Annotated in this window: 15 protein-coding genes; 6 read left to right on the top strand and 9 right to left on the bottom strand. The window is 51.3% G+C overall.

All coding sequences use genetic code 11. The features are described from left to right. Window positions 1-64: 64 nt before the first annotated feature. The 7 genes from AC286M_RS03100 to AC286M_RS03070 all read right to left on the bottom strand — a co-directional run bounded on the left by AC286M_RS03100 (window position 65) and on the right by AC286M_RS03070 (window position 9,646). Complete coding sequence (locus AC286M_RS03100) at window positions 65-742, bottom strand: response regulator transcription factor (protein WP_488202985.1); 678 nt, start codon at window positions 740-742, stop codon at window positions 65-67. Between the two features lie 11 nt (window positions 743-753). Continuing rightward, window positions 754-2,256 (bottom strand): sensor histidine kinase, encoded by a 1,503-nt coding sequence (locus AC286M_RS03095; RefSeq protein WP_488202984.1) that lies wholly within the window; start codon window positions 2,254-2,256, stop codon window positions 754-756. Between the two features lie 416 nt (window positions 2,257-2,672). Continuing rightward, window positions 2,673-3,743, bottom strand: coding sequence for a phosphotransferase family protein (locus tag AC286M_RS03090; RefSeq protein ID WP_488202983.1), 1,071 nt, complete (start codon window positions 3,741-3,743; stop codon window positions 2,673-2,675). Between the two features lie 121 nt (window positions 3,744-3,864). After that, entirely contained in the window at window positions 3,865-5,709 is a 1,845-nt protein-coding gene (locus tag AC286M_RS03085; RefSeq protein ID WP_488202982.1) for an ABC transporter ATP-binding protein, read from the bottom strand. Continuing rightward, window positions 5,706-6,929: a glycosyltransferase family 4 protein gene (locus AC286M_RS03080; protein WP_488202981.1), complete on the bottom strand. Its 1,224-nt coding sequence runs from the start codon at window positions 6,927-6,929 to the stop codon at window positions 5,706-5,708. The genes AC286M_RS03085 and AC286M_RS03080 overlap by 4 nt, the downstream gene beginning before the upstream one ends. Before the next feature lie 3 nt (window positions 6,930-6,932). After that, the gene (locus AC286M_RS03075; protein ID WP_488202980.1) at window positions 6,933-8,186 is read right to left on the bottom strand and encodes a glycosyltransferase family 4 protein; all 1,254 of its coding nucleotides are present in this window, start codon (window positions 8,184-8,186) and stop codon (window positions 6,933-6,935) included. Window positions 8,187-8,320: 134 nt separating this feature from the next. Continuing rightward, on the bottom strand, window positions 8,321-9,646 hold the full coding sequence (locus tag AC286M_RS03070) for a glycosyltransferase family protein (protein WP_488202979.1): 1,326 nt from the start codon (window positions 9,644-9,646) through the stop codon (window positions 8,321-8,323). Window positions 9,647-10,023: 377 nt separating this feature from the next. Between AC286M_RS03070 and AC286M_RS03065 the strand changes: the two genes are divergently transcribed. Next, a complete protein-coding gene (locus AC286M_RS03065; RefSeq protein WP_488202978.1) occupies window positions 10,024-10,467 on the top strand; it encodes a hypothetical protein in 444 nt (147 codons plus the stop codon). Next, window positions 10,464-10,658 (top strand): hypothetical protein, encoded by a 195-nt coding sequence (locus tag AC286M_RS03060; RefSeq protein ID WP_488202977.1) that lies wholly within the window; start codon window positions 10,464-10,466, stop codon window positions 10,656-10,658. Before AC286M_RS03065 ends, AC286M_RS03060 begins: the two co-directional genes overlap by 4 nt. A 188-nt stretch (window positions 10,659-10,846) precedes the next feature. Here the strand turns inward: AC286M_RS03060 and AC286M_RS03055 are convergent, their stop codons facing one another. Beyond that, complete coding sequence (locus tag AC286M_RS03055; RefSeq protein ID WP_488202976.1) at window positions 10,847-12,052, bottom strand: CHAT domain-containing protein; 1,206 nt, start codon at window positions 12,050-12,052, stop codon at window positions 10,847-10,849. Between the two features lie 161 nt (window positions 12,053-12,213). On the opposite strand from AC286M_RS03055, the gene AC286M_RS03050 reads away from it, so the two are divergent. The 3 genes from AC286M_RS03050 (at window position 12,214) to AC286M_RS03040 (ending at window position 14,138) form a co-directional block, all read left to right on the top strand. Next, on the top strand, window positions 12,214-12,687 hold the full coding sequence (locus tag AC286M_RS03050; RefSeq protein WP_488202633.1) for a hypothetical protein: 474 nt from the start codon (window positions 12,214-12,216) through the stop codon (window positions 12,685-12,687). 50 nt (window positions 12,688-12,737) lie between these two features. After that, window positions 12,738-13,481 carry a hypothetical protein gene (locus tag AC286M_RS03045; RefSeq protein WP_488202632.1) on the top strand — a complete coding sequence of 248 codons (744 nt, stop codon included), beginning with the start codon at window positions 12,738-12,740 and terminating at the stop codon, window positions 13,479-13,481. Window positions 13,482-13,706: 225 nt separating this feature from the next. After that, complete coding sequence (locus AC286M_RS03040; protein ID WP_488202975.1) at window positions 13,707-14,138, top strand: hypothetical protein; 432 nt, start codon at window positions 13,707-13,709, stop codon at window positions 14,136-14,138. 324 nt (window positions 14,139-14,462) lie between these two features. Here the strand turns inward: AC286M_RS03040 and AC286M_RS03035 are convergent, their stop codons facing one another. Beyond that, window positions 14,463-14,726 (bottom strand): hypothetical protein, encoded by a 264-nt coding sequence (locus AC286M_RS03035; RefSeq protein WP_488202974.1) that lies wholly within the window; start codon window positions 14,724-14,726, stop codon window positions 14,463-14,465. Between the two features lie 320 nt (window positions 14,727-15,046). Here AC286M_RS03035 and AC286M_RS03030 point away from each other — a divergent pair, with 320 nt between their 5' ends. Then, complete coding sequence (locus tag AC286M_RS03030) at window positions 15,047-16,387, top strand: ferredoxin reductase family protein (protein WP_488202973.1); 1,341 nt, start codon at window positions 15,047-15,049, stop codon at window positions 16,385-16,387. Window positions 16,388-16,516 lie beyond the last annotated feature (129 nt).

Here is a 16,516-nt window from a genome sequence, read left to right as displayed (position 1 = left end):
TTTTCCTAAGTAAGCTATAAGTCGCTGAGTTGACTGACACTCATTACGCTTATTATTTCACTTCTTATTTAAAGCCATCTCGCATTCGATACCCCATGCCGCGCACCGTTTCAATGCAGTCGCTGCCGAGCTTTTTGCGTAGATAACCCACATAAACATCAACAACATTAGACCCCGGAGCATAGTCATAGCCCCAGACTCGATCCAGCAGTTGTTCACGGCTGAGGACTTGCCCAGGATGGCGCATAAAGGTCTCGGCTAGAGTAAACTCCCTGGCTGAGAGATCAACCAGCTGACCAGCCACTTGCACTTGGCGAGTATACAAATCCAGCGTGATTACGCCCATTGCCAAGATATTGTCCGTAGGATTTGTCGCTGGCTGCATGGTGCGTAACCTAGCTCGGATGCGGGCCAGCAGCTCTTCAAAGCGAAATGGTTTTGTCACATAATCATCGGCTCCAGCTTCAAAGCCCGTCACCTTATCGTAGATATCGTCTCGCGCAGTCAGTACGATAATGGGCTGGGTCAAGCCTTGACCCCGCAAGTTGCCCAAGACGGTCATGCCATCGGTATCGGGCAATCCTAGATCCAGAATGATCAGGTCAAACTCGCTGCCAAGGGCGAGATTGATGGCGCTCTTGCCGTCGGGTGCGCTGGCCGTGGTAAAGCCATTGGCCTGCAATCCTTTTTCTAGAAAGGAAACGATGCGCGGCTCGTCTTCCACAATTAAAATCCGACTCATCGAAGCACCTCCTATTGCAGACAATCACTCTGGGGTTTGATAGCCGAACTGCGGATCAGCGGCAAAACAAAGGTGAAAATAGATCCCTGATCGGGTTGGCTATGGAGATCGATGCGGCCACCGTGGGCTTGGGCAATTGCCCGTACAATGGAGAGGCCTAAGCCCGACCCCTCAGAGCGACGATAGCGACTGTGGCCCCGGACGAAGCGCTCAAAGATCCGCTGCTGATCCTCAAAGCCAATTCCTTCGCCGGTGTCTCGTATCCATAGATAGACCTGCTCCTGGCTTTGGGCAGAGCCAAGGGCAATCGTATCTCCGATTTCCGTATGCTGAGTGGCATTTTGGGCCAGATTGATGATGGCTTCTGTGAGGCGCTGGCGATCGGCCACGAACTGTCCGCTGCCAACGGCTTCTAGCTGCCAATTCCGGTCAGCAAGCGTCTTCATTTTGACGTAGACTTCCTCGGTGAATGATTGAAGATCGATAGTTGTGGGCAATAGAAAGTTGGGGTGCTCGGCCTTGGCAAGGAGAACTAACTCGTTGATAAATCGGCTGATGCGGTCGAGTTCATCCAGGACAATATCGAGAGTTTCTTGCTGCTCTTCTGGGGTTGAGCCCATGAGCTCTAGATGTCCCCGAATGATGGTGATGGGTGTGCGCAGTTCATGCCCGACATCATTCAGTAACTGTCGCTGGCTATTGAAGGTCGCCTCGATTCGATCCATCATGTCGTTGAACGTGATGGCAAGTTTGGCAATATCACCCTTGCCCCGTACCGGAATGCGTTCGGTCAGATTCGACTCGCTGATGGAACGAGCGGTTTGGCTCAATAGCCGCAGCGGTGCGAGAACCTGTCCGGCCACGAGCCAGGCTAAGAAAGATGCGATCGCTAAAACAATCAGCGAAACCTGAATAATAGTTTGAATGGCTTCATTAATTTCAGTTCGCTCACCCATCGTTGTGATGTAGGCCACGACAAACACGCCGCCGACTTGCCCTGTGGCTGGTACGGGTTCTGTTTGATAGAAAATGCGTACAGGTTCTGCTTGATAGCGAATGGTGCCGGACGGAGTGGTTTCAACCCCTTGCTGCGCCTGAGCCAACTGCGCCCAGCGTTCAATTAGCGGTGAATCAGGCTGGAGCGCTGTCGGCAGGGCTAAAGAACTGGCGCGATAAAACTCACCGTTGGAGATCGTCACCAAAAACTCATCATCTTCAGTGATGTTGCGTGAGAGAAACACATCGAAAACGGCCTCAATGTCATTGCCAAAGGGTTGACCCGTATCGGGATCATTACCGTTGCGCAACTGCCGAAACTCTTCGATTTCTTGCTGAAGCGATTGTTGCACCCGCTCTTCCAACTTGGCTAAGAGGATTTGGCGGACAGTTAGGACAGACACTAGGCTTGAAATGAACATCAAGATCAGATAGCAAATCAAGATGCGAGTGCGAGACTCACTAAATCCCTGCTGCCACCAATGACCTGGTTCCGATTTTGCCGATTGACGATTCAAAGCAATTTCTCTCAATCCCCTTGAAATGGTTTTCACATCTTCTCTTATTTCGAAGAACCTTCATAGCAAAAGGTTCCTGTCTGCCGTTGTCAGTCCCTGACATCCGCTGGGTTATAGTGATTCCAGTTAAGAGTGAGAGAACGAGAGAGAAGAGTGCCTCATGATGAGGCACTCTTCTCTCTCGTTCTTATCTAGAACCGCTATAAACCCCAACAGGGTTGAAAAGTAGAGTTTTCCCTCAGGGAAAACTCTACTTTTCAACCTGGATTTGGTTTAGTAACCGATTCCGTTGGGAAAGGGCGAGAATCAACGCTGCCGCATGACTGGCGCTGTAGCAACAAAATAGCCCTCAGAAGACAAAGCTTTTGAGGGCCGAGGGTGTGAGGGATTCAAGAGGTTAATTGGGACGAGAACTCTTACTGCATTATTTCTCGAAGTCGTCCTTCACACAGCGACAAAATCGATTCCGTATAAGGCCGCCGAGTAGGGATGCGCGTACTGATGTGAATGTGACGGACTAGTGTGAGTACAGTATACAGCTCAATCTCTTGCCGTAGCGCATTGGCGATTGAAGCAGTACCTGAGGATGCTGAGCCGCTCGTTTCGGTTTGAGTGGCAGTGTGGACAGTCCAGGTTTCGATAAATGTTTCTCGCAGTTTGATTTCTTGTGCGTTCATGGCTGCCGAGTTGCCCAGTTGACGCAGACTTTGTTCGGTGATGTGGGCAATAAAGTTACCAATGTCCAATGCTGGAGAACCTTGGCAGTACAGATCGAGATCGACTAACCACATGCGATCGCAATCGACCAAAATCTGATCACCATAGAAATCACGATGAATACCTGTTAAGTCGCTAGGTTCTGTTGCAATCCGAGAGGCTAGCTGATCACAGGCAGCCAAAACTTGCTCAATTCGGAACTGCCACTGGGGAAACTGCTGACTGACTTGAGGCAAACGTTCATGCAGAATACGTAGTTCATCCTGGAGGGTATGCGTTTTGCTGGTGGGAATGGGAGTACAGTGCAGCTTATAGGCTAGACCTGCAATCCGGTTCGCTAGAGAAATGTCCCCGATCGGTAATTGATCAGTAACGGGTATACCGGGCACTTTACGCTGTAGCCACATTTGCCAAGCTGGGATGATTCCGATTGGTTGAGGGACAGAGTAACCATCTGGACTATCGGCTGCAAATCCCTGCTGCCAAAGCGACTGCTGAAGGTGGTAGCTTTTCCAGTCGGTACCGTTGGCGCGAATTTTGCCCAGTAGAGTGAAAGATTCGGTCGTTGTTGTTAACTGGTATTCGATAAGCGCACGACGGCCTGGTTTATGACGAACTAGCGTGGCCGCATTGACCTGGCGCAGGGTGGGAATTACTCTACACAACTGAGTTTGAGCCTGATAGCAGTCAAGAGCATCGGCTAGGAAGGGGATTCGGGGATCTAAGCTGAGTGGGTGACGGGTGGTGCGGAGGAGGTTGGGAGTGGTCATGGGTAGATGGGTAGATGGGTGGATGGGTGGATGGGTAGGTGGGTGAGAGGCGTTGGGTGGCGTTGTCTATCGGGCCTCGAAACTCAGACGGGGAGTGAATGGTGGGTGATGCTGCTCTACTTTAGGTGGGTTGGGGAGAGGTGGAGGAGTTTGCATCTTGGACGGCAGACTGCATCTGGTAGAGTGCGGCGTAGTGTCCCTGGCGGCGCATGAGGGCGGCGTGGGTGCCCTGTTCGAGGATTTGACCCTGCTCCAGATAGAGAATTTGATCGGCTTGGGTGGCCAAGTATAGATTGTGGGTAATTAAAAAAGTGGTGCGATCGCAGGCTAGTCTCCGCAATGCTTCAATTACGGCTTGCTCATTGGCATTATCGAGGCCAGTGGTTGGCTCATCCAGGATTAAAATTGGTGTGCGGCGGATGGCGGCACGTGCGATCGCAATTCGCTGGCGCTGTCCTCCTGATAAAGTTGTGCCACGTTCACCGACTACAGTGTCGTAACCCTGGGGTAACGCGGTGATAAATTCATGGGCATTGGCTAACCGAGCCGCTGCCTCAATCTCGGCATCGCTGACTCCGGCTACACCGTGAGCAATATTTTCCCGAATTGTGGCGGCAAACAGCAGGCTATCCTGCAGAACGGCGCTGATCTGGGGACGCAAACTATCCAGGGTATAGTCGCGAATATCCTGTCCATCAATCAGAATCCGCCCAGCCGTTGGATCGTAGAGCCGCAGCAGCAGGCTGACTAGGGTGGACTTGCCGCTACCGGATGCTCCGACAATGGCGATTTGTTGTCCCGGCTGGGCCGTTAGATTAATCCCTCGCAGGACGCTGTGACCGGGTTCATAGGCAAAGTGGAGATTTGTGAGCTGTACTTGGCCTCGGAAGATGGGAGCTGGTTGGGCTGTTTTGCGATCGCACACGTCGGGCGTTTGCTCTAACACGTTAAGAATTCGCTCACCAGAGGCGGCGGCTTTGGCCAGGCGACCTGTGTATTTGGCAAAATTCTGCACTGGCTTAAAGGCATTCTTGAGATAGGTCAGGAACACCAGCACATCGCCCGGTGAGAGGGCATCCTGGATTACTAAGCGCGCACCGTACCACAGCACTAGCGCTGTACCGAGAGCAATAATCACGTCTACAGTACGCTCTAGGTGAGCCGCTAACCGCTTGGTTTCAACGCTTTCCTTCAGGCTGCGGTGATTCTGCTGAGCAAAGAGATCGGCAAAAGCCTGTTCGAGCGACAGAGCCTGCACCAGCTTAATGGCAGACAGGGATTCCGCTGCCGTGGCCGCTACGGCTCCCTCCTGCTGCCGTTGATAGAGGGATGCACTGCGGATACGGCGGCTCAAGCGGGTTGCCGCTAGGGCAAAGAGGGGAAATGTCACCAGCGAGAGCAGCGTTAGTTTCCAGTCGAGCCAAGCCATGACGATGACCATGCCCGCTAGCGTCAAAAGGCTGACGACGAGTGGCAAAGCGGCTGTGAGTAGAATTTCCTGAAGACGGCTGGCATCGCTGCTGACGCGCACAATCAAGTCACCGCTGCGGGCTTGACTGTGATAGCGCAAAGATAACCGCTGGAGATGGCGGTAGAGCTGATTCCGCGCTTGGGTCATCACCCGGCTGCCGACAATTGCCAGGCTGACGGTACTCCAATACGCTGCGATCGCACGAAGTCCGGTAATGACAATGACGCTGATGGCCGTGAATGTCAGTAGGAGCACCGGATCGAGCGCAGCCAAGCCAGATAGGGGATTAGAACCCTCTGTACGAGCAGGAATTAGCACATAGTCAAAGATGATTTTGAGCGGCCAGGGTTCTAGTACCCGCAGCCCAACATCCGCGAGTAGCGCTAGGCCGGAAATCATCAGTAATCCCCGCTGCTGTCGAATATAGGGCCAAAAGGTGCAGACGATGCGCCATAAGCCAGGTACTGTTTGTTGGATGGGGGTGGAGCGGGTCATAGAGGTGTTTTTTCTGGAATACGGTGTAAGTGGGGGAGTTGGCGAGTTGGGAAGTTGGGGAGTGGGAGGGTGTGGACTTGTGCGATCGCAAGTATGCGTTGGGCGATGGTGTCCCAAGTATGGTGGGTCAGAATCTGCTGTCGGGCGGCTTGTCCCAAGTCGCGTCTCAGAGGAGGCGATTGCCAGAGCTGTTCGAGTGCTGTCGCTAAGGCCGCTTCGTTGCCTGGAGGGCAGAGCAACCCAGTGACGCCATCGTCGATCAGTTCGCTGATCTGCCCAATATGGCTGGCGACGACGGGTAATCCTGCTGCCATATATTCGACTACTTTCAAGGGAGAGAAATAGAACTCAGCACTGGCCGGATAAGGGGCAACGGCCACATCCATTGCGGACAGGAGTTTGGGAATGGCAGCTGGGGGAACCGCGCCAGTTAGATGAGTGACAGCTTGCAGGTTGCGCTGCTGTAAATCGGCTATCAGGGACTCGCTTTGCGGCCCATTGCCGACAATCAGTAAACGAGCTTTGGGAACCCGCTGATAGAGCTGATCAAAGGCGTTAACCAGATGAGAAAGGCCATGCCAGGGTTTGAGAGAACCGACAAAGCCAACGGTAAATGTGTCGCTGGCGGCGCGATGACTCGGCTGGCAGCGATTGAGAAAACGGTGGTGATCAACGCCGTTGGGGATGACATGGATGTTCTCTGCACTAACCCAGTTGCTGAGATACTGCTTGACAGCTTGTGATACTGCAATGATGCCACTAGCGGATTGAAACACTCGCTGAGCCACCTGTTCAGCTACATCTCGGTTAATCAGGCTGCGGTGCTGCGCTTGCTCCTCAATTAGCGGTGCATTCACCTCCAGCAGCCCTGGAATTCCCATGTGCTGGGCATACTCCATCGCGCTGTAACTCCACAAGGAGTAGCGTTCGTAGACCAGATCAAAGGGGCCTGCCAGCTTCAAATCAGTATATAAATCGGGATTGGTTGAGAAGGCCAGTTGCTCTCGAAGGGCAGCGTCACCTTTTGGTACGGGTGGCAAACGATGTACTTTCAAGTCTTCTAAGTCCGATGGTGGATCACCATCTAAACGCACGGCAAATAGCTCCACAGTTGCACCTTGATGACGAAATGCTCGAATCACCTCTTGAACATGGATAGAGCAACCCTTTTGACCGAAAACTGGAATGCCCGGATCGGCGCAAACATAAGCAACCCGCATAAACTATACCTCCTGAAGCGTAGGGGCTGGACGAGACTGGGACTGAAAGTGCGATCGCAATTCGGCAGCATTGCGAGTGATGTCAAACTCTGTTTCAATCAGCGTTCGGGCTTGACGCGCAACCGTTTGCCGTAAATCCGGTTCTGTCAAGAACCGCTCTAGGGCCGTTTCTAAACCTGGAGCATCATGCTGGGCAACGAGTAGACCCGTTTTCCCGTCGCGAATAATTTCGGGAATACCTGTTACATCCGTGGCGACACAGGGCGTGCCCAGTGCCATCGCTTCTAATAACGCAGTCGGTAACCCATCCCGATTGCCGTCGGAACCAATCACATAGGGCGCGGCAAAGACCGCTGCTGATTGCATGAGCTGAAAGACTTCGCGCTGAGGTCGGGGGCCAAGAATTTCCACCCAGTCATCTAAATGATGAGCTTGGATCTGCGATCGCAGTTCTGACTCTAGTGGCCCAGTGCCGACAATCTGACAGGTAAACTCACAACCTCGCTGTCGCAGGAGATGACAGGCGTCGATCAAGTGAGCTAATCCCTTCTTTTCCACTAACCGACAAACCGACAGGATCTTGGCTGGCCGCTGGCTAGGAGGCTGGTACTGTAAGTTAGCTAAATCCATACCGTTGTAAATGCGCTGTACCGTCTGTGCGGCTGTGCCAAATTGCTGTTTAAGATAGGCAACGTTGTAGTCACTGACCGTAATGACTGCTGCGGCATCCTGAAGCTTGCGCCGCAGGTCTTCTGGCTCGACGCTGTCATGAAAGATGTCTTTTGCATGAGCCGTAAAGCTATAGGGTACATCGGCAAAATGGGCGGCGATGCGGGCGACGCTCGTGGCAACACTGCCAAAATGGGCATGAAGATGGGTAATGCCTCGCTGCCGAATCTCTTGCGCCAGCCAAGCGGCTTGATAAACCACGCTAGCGGATTCGCCTGCGGCATACTCCAGCTTTTGCCAAAAGTTGGGTATCACCTGAGCAGCCTGCTGCATTTCAGCCCAAAGGTAACTGGCAGCGGTCGGATTGAGGCTGTTTAAAGCTGGAGTAACGCGACCTTGTGAAGGTTTCCGCAAATACGTAACAGGCGCACGCACCTGGCTGATCTTGTCCTGAAAGTGAGTGTCCACGGGAGGACGCAGGGCAAAGATGTGCAGGTCTAGTCCAGCAGCTTCATGGGCCAGAATTTCATTGACAATAAAGGTTTCTGAGTAGCGGGGATACCGTTTAACGATGTAAGCAATACGCATGTTAGCCAAATGAGTTGAGTAAATTACATGTTTAACCAGCTAGTAGAGGGTGGACATCGCCAACCAACTTCAACCTATTGGTCGTGCTAAAGCCTTATGGTTAATGCGATACGGCGTTGTCCAGCTGTTAATCTTCAAGAGGCTCGGACAGTGGTCAGATGCGATTCGGATAGTAGGCACTGCAGCTCCAGCAGCAGATTGTCCAAACCGCAGAGATTCACGGCGGGGTAGGGTGGTGGCTGGATTGGCTGATGTAGCCAATCCGTTAGCGTATCGGGATTGATGGCCGTAGGGTGCAGGACATCGACTAAACCCATCTGTTGAAGACGTTCGGCCCGAATCCACTGCTCTAGGCGAGGAGTAACGCGCGGGACTAGCAGCGTTGGTTTCTGGAAAGAAAGAACTTCGCAGGTTGTGTTGTAGCCACCCATCGCAACAATTCGACTGGCTCGTTCCAGCAGTAGCGTAGGTTCGTCTAGATAATCAATGATGCGGAGTTGAGGATTGGCTATGGCCCAAGCATGAAGCTGCTGCTTCTGTTCCGGCGGCATGAAGGGACCAGTCAGTAAGACGCCAGTTGTGTGAGTCGGAAACGTCGCTTGAGCAAAGGCTGCCGCTAGTGTTGCACCGTCCTGGCCACCACCCACCAGGCACAATACCAAATCCGTTTCGGGTAGTGCCAGCGCATCTAAGCTGGCATATAAACCAGGATTGGCATAGCGCAGTCGCGATCGCTGATCTAGATAACCCAGTGGACGAATTTTGCTAATAATATCGGGCGGTAAATCATATTCTTGACGGAGATCATATACCGCTGGATCGCCATAAACCCAGACTGCATCATAGTAGCGACGAATAGCTGTTTCATTATCGGCTCGTTGCCAATCTCGCTGGACGGCGGCTGGCGTGTCGAGCACATCCCGCAAACCGAGAACACAGCGGATCTGAGGCTGCGACTTAATATACTCTAAGGTTGGATCAAGCTCGCGCACGGCTCCGCGCGGCACATTGTCAACAATCAATATATCGGGCTGGAAACTTTTAATGGCGGTGCGAATCAGTTGCGATCGCATTCCAATCATTTCTTCCAAGGTCAGCCCTAAACGGCGGGATTGATACTGACCATCGGCACATTTATAAAGAGCGGGTAGCGTTAGGCAGTCCACTCCAGCGGGTGTCGGCACATCACTGGCATCCCTCATGCCGCTAATCATCAAGATGTCGGCATTCAGCGCTGATGCCCCCAGAGTTTGAGCAATCAGGAGGTTGCGCCGCTTGTGACCGAGTCCCATTGTGTCATGGGAGTAGAGAGCAATCCGCCAGCGCCGTTGGTCAGGAACAGGCGATGCAGTCGAACAGAGCTGATCGTTTAGTGTTCTTAAATTAGGTGATGGAGATGCACTAAACCGTCGCCTTATCTGACTAGATAAGGGGTGTTTAATTTGATTGAGTGAGAACACGTTTCTTTTCCTTACAGATTGACTTTTAGAAACGTTTTCTATGAGATAGATGTTTTACATCTATCTCATAGAAAACTCAGCTAGGTTTTTGTTAGAGATTCGGGCTTTGGGGCTTAATGACTTATTAATGTGTCAGGCGGCGATTGCTCCGCTATGGGGCAGAACATCCCGCTTGGCAATAAGCTGGTTAAGCCTAAGTTAATAATGGCGTTCGTCTCTAAAGGTTCAGTGAAGCCAAAATGAGAAAGCTTTCATATACGAGTTCCCGTCCTGATGCGAATTCTTTTATATGCTTTCTCTCCGTAAGCCATGCCGTTTTGCGTGAAGCTATAGGCGGTTTCTTGACCTGCCTCATCCTCTCAGCCCCAGAACCGCATATGAACAGCCCCTCTTCGACTATCCGATCAAACCGCTTAGGCTGGGTTGGGTTTGTGATTGCGACTTTGGCTATCCTGCTCGTCTCTCACCTGATCCTCTATCCTCAGCCCACACCCGAAACGCTCTTGCTGGCCCTACGGGTCACGTCGTTGACCACAGCCATTCCACTGTGGCTGGTGTTCGTTGCCCAACCCATTGCCCTCGTTGCTTCAGAGGTAGCCCATTGGATTCAAGTCAATCGCCGCTATTTGTGGCTCACGCTAACGGCATCCCATCTCATGCACCTGTATCAAATCGGGCTGTACTACCAAGTTGGACAACAGTGTCCGTTGATTGTGTGGCTGGTGACGCTGCCCGTTTGGATTGTGTTGGTCATTGTTGCTGCCATTGAATGGGTACGTCCCCAATGGCTCACTGTCCCCGCTACGACATCAACATCATGAGACTGAGATCGGCTTATTGGCTTGGTTTAGGTTACGTCTGGCTGATTTTTACATTGGCCTTTGGCCTCGGAGCCATTGCTCGTCATCTGCCTTTCTACAACATTCCAGCCCTTCTTCTATTTTTAGCCGGGGGCGCACTCCACGTAATGGGATGGCTTCGACGCGCTGCAGCACCTCCCTCTGGTGTCTAATAGACTTTATTGGAAATAAAGTTTTTGGGGTTGGAAATTGTTTTGTAGCGCGGCTCCGCCGCGCTACAAAACAATTTCCGATAAGGTCTAATATCCAGACTGGATATAAAACAGCCTATGGAATTGGGCGTTGCTTAATCTGGGGATGAATGGTGATGTGGGACGGTGCTCCCACATCACCATTCATCCTAAAAATCAGCAATTCCTGGAGCTGAGGTACTCCCAATCTGAACGAAGGCAGCCCATACTGCTGGGTCAGGATAAACCTCACGGGTTGAAAGCATGGCTTGGCGAAGCGCTTGAGCGGTATCTAAACCTTGGAGTCGTTGTTGGTGGAAGGCAATCATTAGCTCTGCTGTCGGAGCATCTGGCACTTGCCACAGGGAGACAACGACTCTGGGTACACCAGCCGCCATGAATGAGCGAGACAGACCAATCACACCGTCACCCGTAATTCTGCCTCGTCCCGTGTCGCAAGCGCTCAGAATGACCAGATCAGCCTGCAATGGCAGATCAAGAATTTCAGCCGCTGTTAAAAAGCCGTCATTTCGGGCATCTGGAGCTAGAGCAACGGCTCCCTGTAGCGGTTGGGATTCATCAAACTGTCCATGAGTCGCTAAGTGAATGAGGCTGGCAGAAGAAAGCTGATCTTTGATTTGTGACTCTGTTGCGACATCACCGAGAAGAGGAGAGGTTGAGAGTAGCTCGGCAATCGACGCGGCTTCGGTCTCAGCACTGGGTAGAGGAGCATAGTTGCCAGGCATGGGGCTGGGATTGCCTACAATCAGGGCTTCTGTAGTGATAGCTCTTGAGTTGGTAGTCGTCTGATTAAGCAGTTCAAGGGTTTGGATAGAGGGAGTTATGACAGGTGTGTATTGCTCAATTAAGTATTGTCCCTGATCGTCCTGGAGAGCAGCGAAGGGGACGAGGAAGAGATGCTCTTGGGGCACGAAGATAACAGGGGCTGTTGGATCAGAGGGGAGCAAATCCGAGATCGGATCAATCAGCAGAGCGTGCAGTTGCTGAAGTGGGTTAGCTTTTGGTGTTGCTTCGTCCACTCGATAAATTTGATCCACGGGCAGCACGGGATTGGGCAATACAAATTCGGGATGCGTCACGGTGACCGTTTGGCCATCAGCAGACACTGAAACCACTTGGTAGGGAGCGATATTGGGCAAGTCTCCCTGGCGTCTGACAAAGTCTCCTGGGCGAATGGGTGTACTTCTAGCGGCATCGGCCACTATACCAATGCCGCGATTGTTGGCCACAGCGGTATTCAGGCTGCGACCCGTGAGCGCTAAGCGGGCCTCTGTGACGATGCTTTGGACAGAGCTGGCAGAAAGCGAATCGCGTAGACTGACTTGCCGGAACTGCACGGTGCCGTTGGGTTGCACAACCCAAATGTAGAGTTGAGCATCACGCGGTTCAATCGGATTTTGGACAGCCGCCCCATGGGGTGCTTCAGCGGCTTGGTCGCGAATAATGGAATATTCCTAGTTCCACCCAAGTTTGTGTTGAGTAGAATTGAGGCAGAGAGTTCAGCAGGCCAAAGCCGATGGCTCAGCAACGACGCAAGCGTGGCACAGCAGGCGATAAAACGATTTGTCTGCCCATTGCAGACGACCTTGACTACGAGGTCTTAGTAGAAGACCGGGAAGCCTTTCGCCAGTATCTCAACGAGCAGATCGCATCCCACCCGGAACTGTTTCCCGACGGGATTGAGGCAGGCTATCGCTTTCACGGATGGGTCGAGTCCTCTCGTCAACAGCTCAAGACCCGGCGGATTTTGCTGCCGAGTACCGGAGAGGCTTATCAACTGCGTCCCGATTTGGTGATGCCGTACATGAGCGAGACGGCGGAGATGGCCGACAAAGCGCTCTATTTAAGAAAGCATGGCCTGTCGTATGAGGGGATTGCCTATGTGCTGGGCCGTTCTGAGATGCACTGGTATCGGCTCTGTCAGTCGTTCGGTCGAGCCTCGATTGTGGGCAGTACCCTCAAAAGGGAAACGGCGCTCCCCCCCATCTAGTTGCCGATGAGAAGCATTGTGATTGGCACGGGCAGCGAGTCTATCTGGCAGTGACAGCGGCGCAAGGGTGCGTCCTGGGAGCCAGTCTCAGTGCCAATGCGGGTCAGGATGGATTAACCGCAGCCTATGGGGTATTCCAGCAGGAAGCTGCCCATCATGTTCCCGACTATGCGCCCGAGACGGTGACGACTGATGGTTGGGAGGCCACCCGAGCCGCTTGGGAGGAGCTATTCCCTGGCCTGGTCTGGATTCTGTGCTTCCTGCATGAGGTGATTAAAATTCGCGATGGGTGCCGCTCTAAACCAGTCCTGGGTCAGCAACTAGCCGACAAGCTTTGGCATCTGTATCGGGGCCAGAGCAAACGTCACTTTGCTCAACGGTTGCGTCGGTTGCTGGAGTGGGTGAACACCCACGCGTTGCCCCAGGCCATTGACGCTCGCTTGCGACGCCTCAACGACAAATCTCACGTCTTCCAACGCGCCTTTGACTTCCCTGACGCCTATCGCACCAGCAATCAGGTTGACCGTCCGATGAACTATCTTGACCGCATCTTGTATGCCATGCAAGATTTTCATGGATTCTGGGACTCGGCGGAACAGTCGGTGCGCTCGATGGCCTTACTCTGGAACTTCCATCCCTTTTGTCGCAAGACTCGCAAAGCAATGGGCGGGTGCTTATGCCCCTTTGAGCAACTCAACGGCTTCCGCTATCACGACAACTGGGTTCGCAATTGGCTGATTGCCTCATCGTTGAATGGCAGAAGACCATTGCTCAGGAACGCTGACACAAAATAAGTTGGAACTAGCGGCAATCCACCAGGAAAAAGTACGAATTCGATAGGTGATCAACTGACTTGGGAGCAGATTCTTACCCATTTCAGGGGAAAGAAACGACTATGGATCATCTCTAGAGATGGTGACTACGGTACGGTTCATGGTGGTAAGGGTTTCCTGAACCGCTTCCTATATGATGAACTGTGTAGTATTGCATCTGAGCCTGAAGTCTATCTCTTTGAGGATATGGTTGAAGGTATAAAGCATTTTGTTGACACGACGGGAGTAAAAGCCGAAAATCGTTTAACACCGGAAGAAGTGGAAGAAATCGAGAAGGAAGAAAAATCTCTACTATCTTTGGGCAAATCACATGAGGAAATGCGTCGTATCATAACTGAGTTTGAAGCCGCACTTGGAAAACCAAATGAAGAAACACGTCGTGTCATAACTGAGTTCGGAGCCGCACTTGGAAAACCAAATGAGGAAATGCGTCGCGTCATAACTGAGTTCGGAGCCGCACTTGGAAAACCAAATGAGGAAATGCGTCGCGTCATGACCGAGTTCGGAGCTGCGCTTGGAAAGCCAAATGAAGAAACACGTCGTATCATAACTGAGTTTCATCAATCTCTGACTTTGCCACCATCACATCAGAAAAATAACCACGAAGAAGAGGAATAGAAACAGAAAAAATTGAAACTAGGTAAAAGAACTCAAAAATAATAACTAGTTTTTACAAGGTTGTGGCAGAGAATAGACAGAAAACCGATACTGAGTTTGAGAATACTTGCTGTTGCCGTATTTTGCCATTATAAATTATTTGCTTATAGCGTTTCTTTACGACTTCATAATTACTTCAAGGCAAACTTAGGTGTCAACAGTTGAGGTAATTATGATGGGCTAGCTAGCCTTGGCATAACATAGGTAACACCTAGTAGCGCGCCTCTGTAACTATAGGATTCCAAAATTTGCTAGATCGCCTGATGCCTATTAATCTAGCTAGATTTAAGCTAGATAACGTTTTGACGAGGAACCAATACAAATGTTGGCATAGATAAGGAACAGATAAATTCCCTGCTTTTGAACTGAATGAGGATGAGATGGGCGATCGCACTTTTCTGAGTGAGGATGAGATCTGCGATCGCACTTTTTCTGAATGAGGATGAGATGGGCGATCGCACTTTTCTGAATGAGGATAAGATCTGCGATCGCACCTAATCTTTGCTGCGATCGCACTTTTCTGAATGAGGATAAGATCTGCGATCGCAATAGAGATAAAGTGCGATCGCACTTAACTTGATTGAGAATGAGATTTGCTTTTTAGGTCAACTCCATCCGATTCTGCTACTAATCTGCACTTTGGAGGGTGTCCTTAGCATCAGATATAGGTCTAATAGGGGAGAACTCTATTTCCAGGCAAACTTAGCTTGATTGTCCGAAACTAACGCTGCGCTTAGACATAGAACATGTAATCCGTATATCAGAATCCAATTTGTTTCTGTGAACGACTGGCTCGGCTAGTCTTTCACAAAAATGGACTAGGTTTAAATCGAACTTCATGTCAGTACTTGAAGAATAGACAGGTCGAAATGCAACGACTATTAATGAGAAGCCCGGTTGCAGTGGCTGCCTTTTGGATCGCCGTTTATTTGGCGATTGCTCTGCTGCCTCTTTTTATCCTACTGCTATACCCTCCTGCCCTTAATGAACGAAGCTTCTGGACAGATTTTTCAGTTGCCCTAGGATTTGTTGGGTTAGCAATGTTAGCCCTTCAGTTTGCCCTCACCGCCCGCATCAATCGGATTGAGGCATCTTACGGGATTGACATCATCCTGCAATTCCACCGCTATATCTCTCTGGTGGCTTTCGCCTTGATCCTGATTCATCCCCTCGTTCTCTTTATCGACCAACCCGAAACGCTAGGGTTACTGAATATAGTCGAGGCTCCCTGGCGAGCCAGATTTGCCGTGACTGGCACCCTAGCCCTGATAGCACTGGTTATAACCTCAATTTGGCGACAGCGCCTTCGCATCCCATATGAGCTATGGCGCACAAGTCATGGCATCTTAGCTGTGGGAGCTGTGATTTTGGGTTTAGCCCATGCAATAGGAGTGAGCTATTATCTGGGACTATTTTGGAAACAGCTGTTGTGGAGTGCGATCGCATTGGCCGCTTTGTGGCTACTGATTTACGTGCGCATTGTCAAACCTTGGATGATGACCAGACGCCCCTACTTGGTAGAAGAGGTCATTCCTCAAAGGGGAAATGTATGGACACTGGCTGTTCGTCCTAGAGGACACGAAGGGTTCCGGTTCCAGCCTGGACAGTTTGCCTGGATAACCCTTGATATTACGCCCTTTCGAATGCGTGAACATCCCTTTTCCATGTCTTCCAGCGGCGATCATCCTGAAAGACTAGAATTCACCATCAAAGCGCTGGGAGATTTTACTCGAACCATTAAGGACGTTGAGCCGGGGACAAAAGCATATCTTGATGGTCCTTACGGCGTGTTTACAAGCGATCTCTATTGGGACTCTGCCGGATTCGTCCTGATTGCAGGTGGAATCGGCATCACTCCCATGATGAGTATGCTGGTCACTGCGGCTGAACGGAAAGACGATCGCCCGTTTTTACTCATTTATGCCAACAAAGGCTGGGAAGATATAACCTTCCGCGAGGAGTTGGATACCCTGGTTGACTCCCTGGATCTGACGATCATTCACGTGTTGCGCAAGCCGCCCGAAGACTGGACTGGCGAAACTGGCTACGTCAATAAAGACCTGTTGCAACGATACATTCCCATTCATCGGGGCAGCCGACACTACTTTATCTGTGCCGCTCCCGTCATGATGGAGCAGGTTGAAGCCGCGCTTCATGATTTGGACGTCCCTGCAACCAATGTCCACATGGAGCATTTCAATCTCGTGTAGTTCTAATGCATGAAATACCTATGCGATACGTCATTATGATGCAGATTGTCAGTATTATCACCTTGATTTTACTGGGAGCTTCTGCAATGTTTGCTTGGTTACAGGATCGATCGATTCAAGACCCACGAG

The sequence above is a fragment of the Thainema salinarum CENA647 genome, from assembly GCF_057732415.1.
This window is presented reverse-complemented; position numbering and strand designations above follow the sequence as displayed.

Bases quoted from the DNA above. Each gene is read 5' to 3' on its own strand.
- AC286M_RS03100 (WP_488202985.1), bottom strand. From the start codon at position 742: ATGAGTCGGATTTTAATTGTGGAAGACGAGCCGCGCATCGTTTCCTTT.
- AC286M_RS03090 (WP_488202983.1), bottom strand. From the start codon at position 3,743: ATGACCACTCCCAACCTCCTCCGCACCACCCGTCACCCACTCAGCTTA.
- AC286M_RS03085 (WP_488202982.1), bottom strand. From the start codon at position 5,709: ATGACCCGCTCCACCCCCATCCAACAAACAGTACCTGGCTTATGGCGC.
- AC286M_RS03080 (WP_488202981.1), bottom strand. From the start codon at position 6,929: ATGCGGGTTGCTTATGTTTGCGCCGATCCGGGCATTCCAGTTTTCGGT.
- AC286M_RS03075 (WP_488202980.1), bottom strand. From the start codon at position 8,186: ATGCGTATTGCTTACATCGTTAAACGGTATCCCCGCTACTCAGAAACC.
- AC286M_RS03065 (WP_488202978.1), top strand. From the start codon at position 10,024: ATGAACAGCCCCTCTTCGACTATCCGATCAAACCGCTTAGGCTGGGTT.
- AC286M_RS03060 (WP_488202977.1), top strand. From the start codon at position 10,464: ATGAGACTGAGATCGGCTTATTGGCTTGGTTTAGGTTACGTCTGGCTG.
- AC286M_RS03050 (WP_488202633.1), top strand. From the start codon at position 12,214: ATGGCTCAGCAACGACGCAAGCGTGGCACAGCAGGCGATAAAACGATT.
- AC286M_RS03040 (WP_488202975.1), top strand. From the start codon at position 13,707: ATGGTTGAAGGTATAAAGCATTTTGTTGACACGACGGGAGTAAAAGCC.
- AC286M_RS03030 (WP_488202973.1), top strand. From the start codon at position 15,047: ATGCAACGACTATTAATGAGAAGCCCGGTTGCAGTGGCTGCCTTTTGG.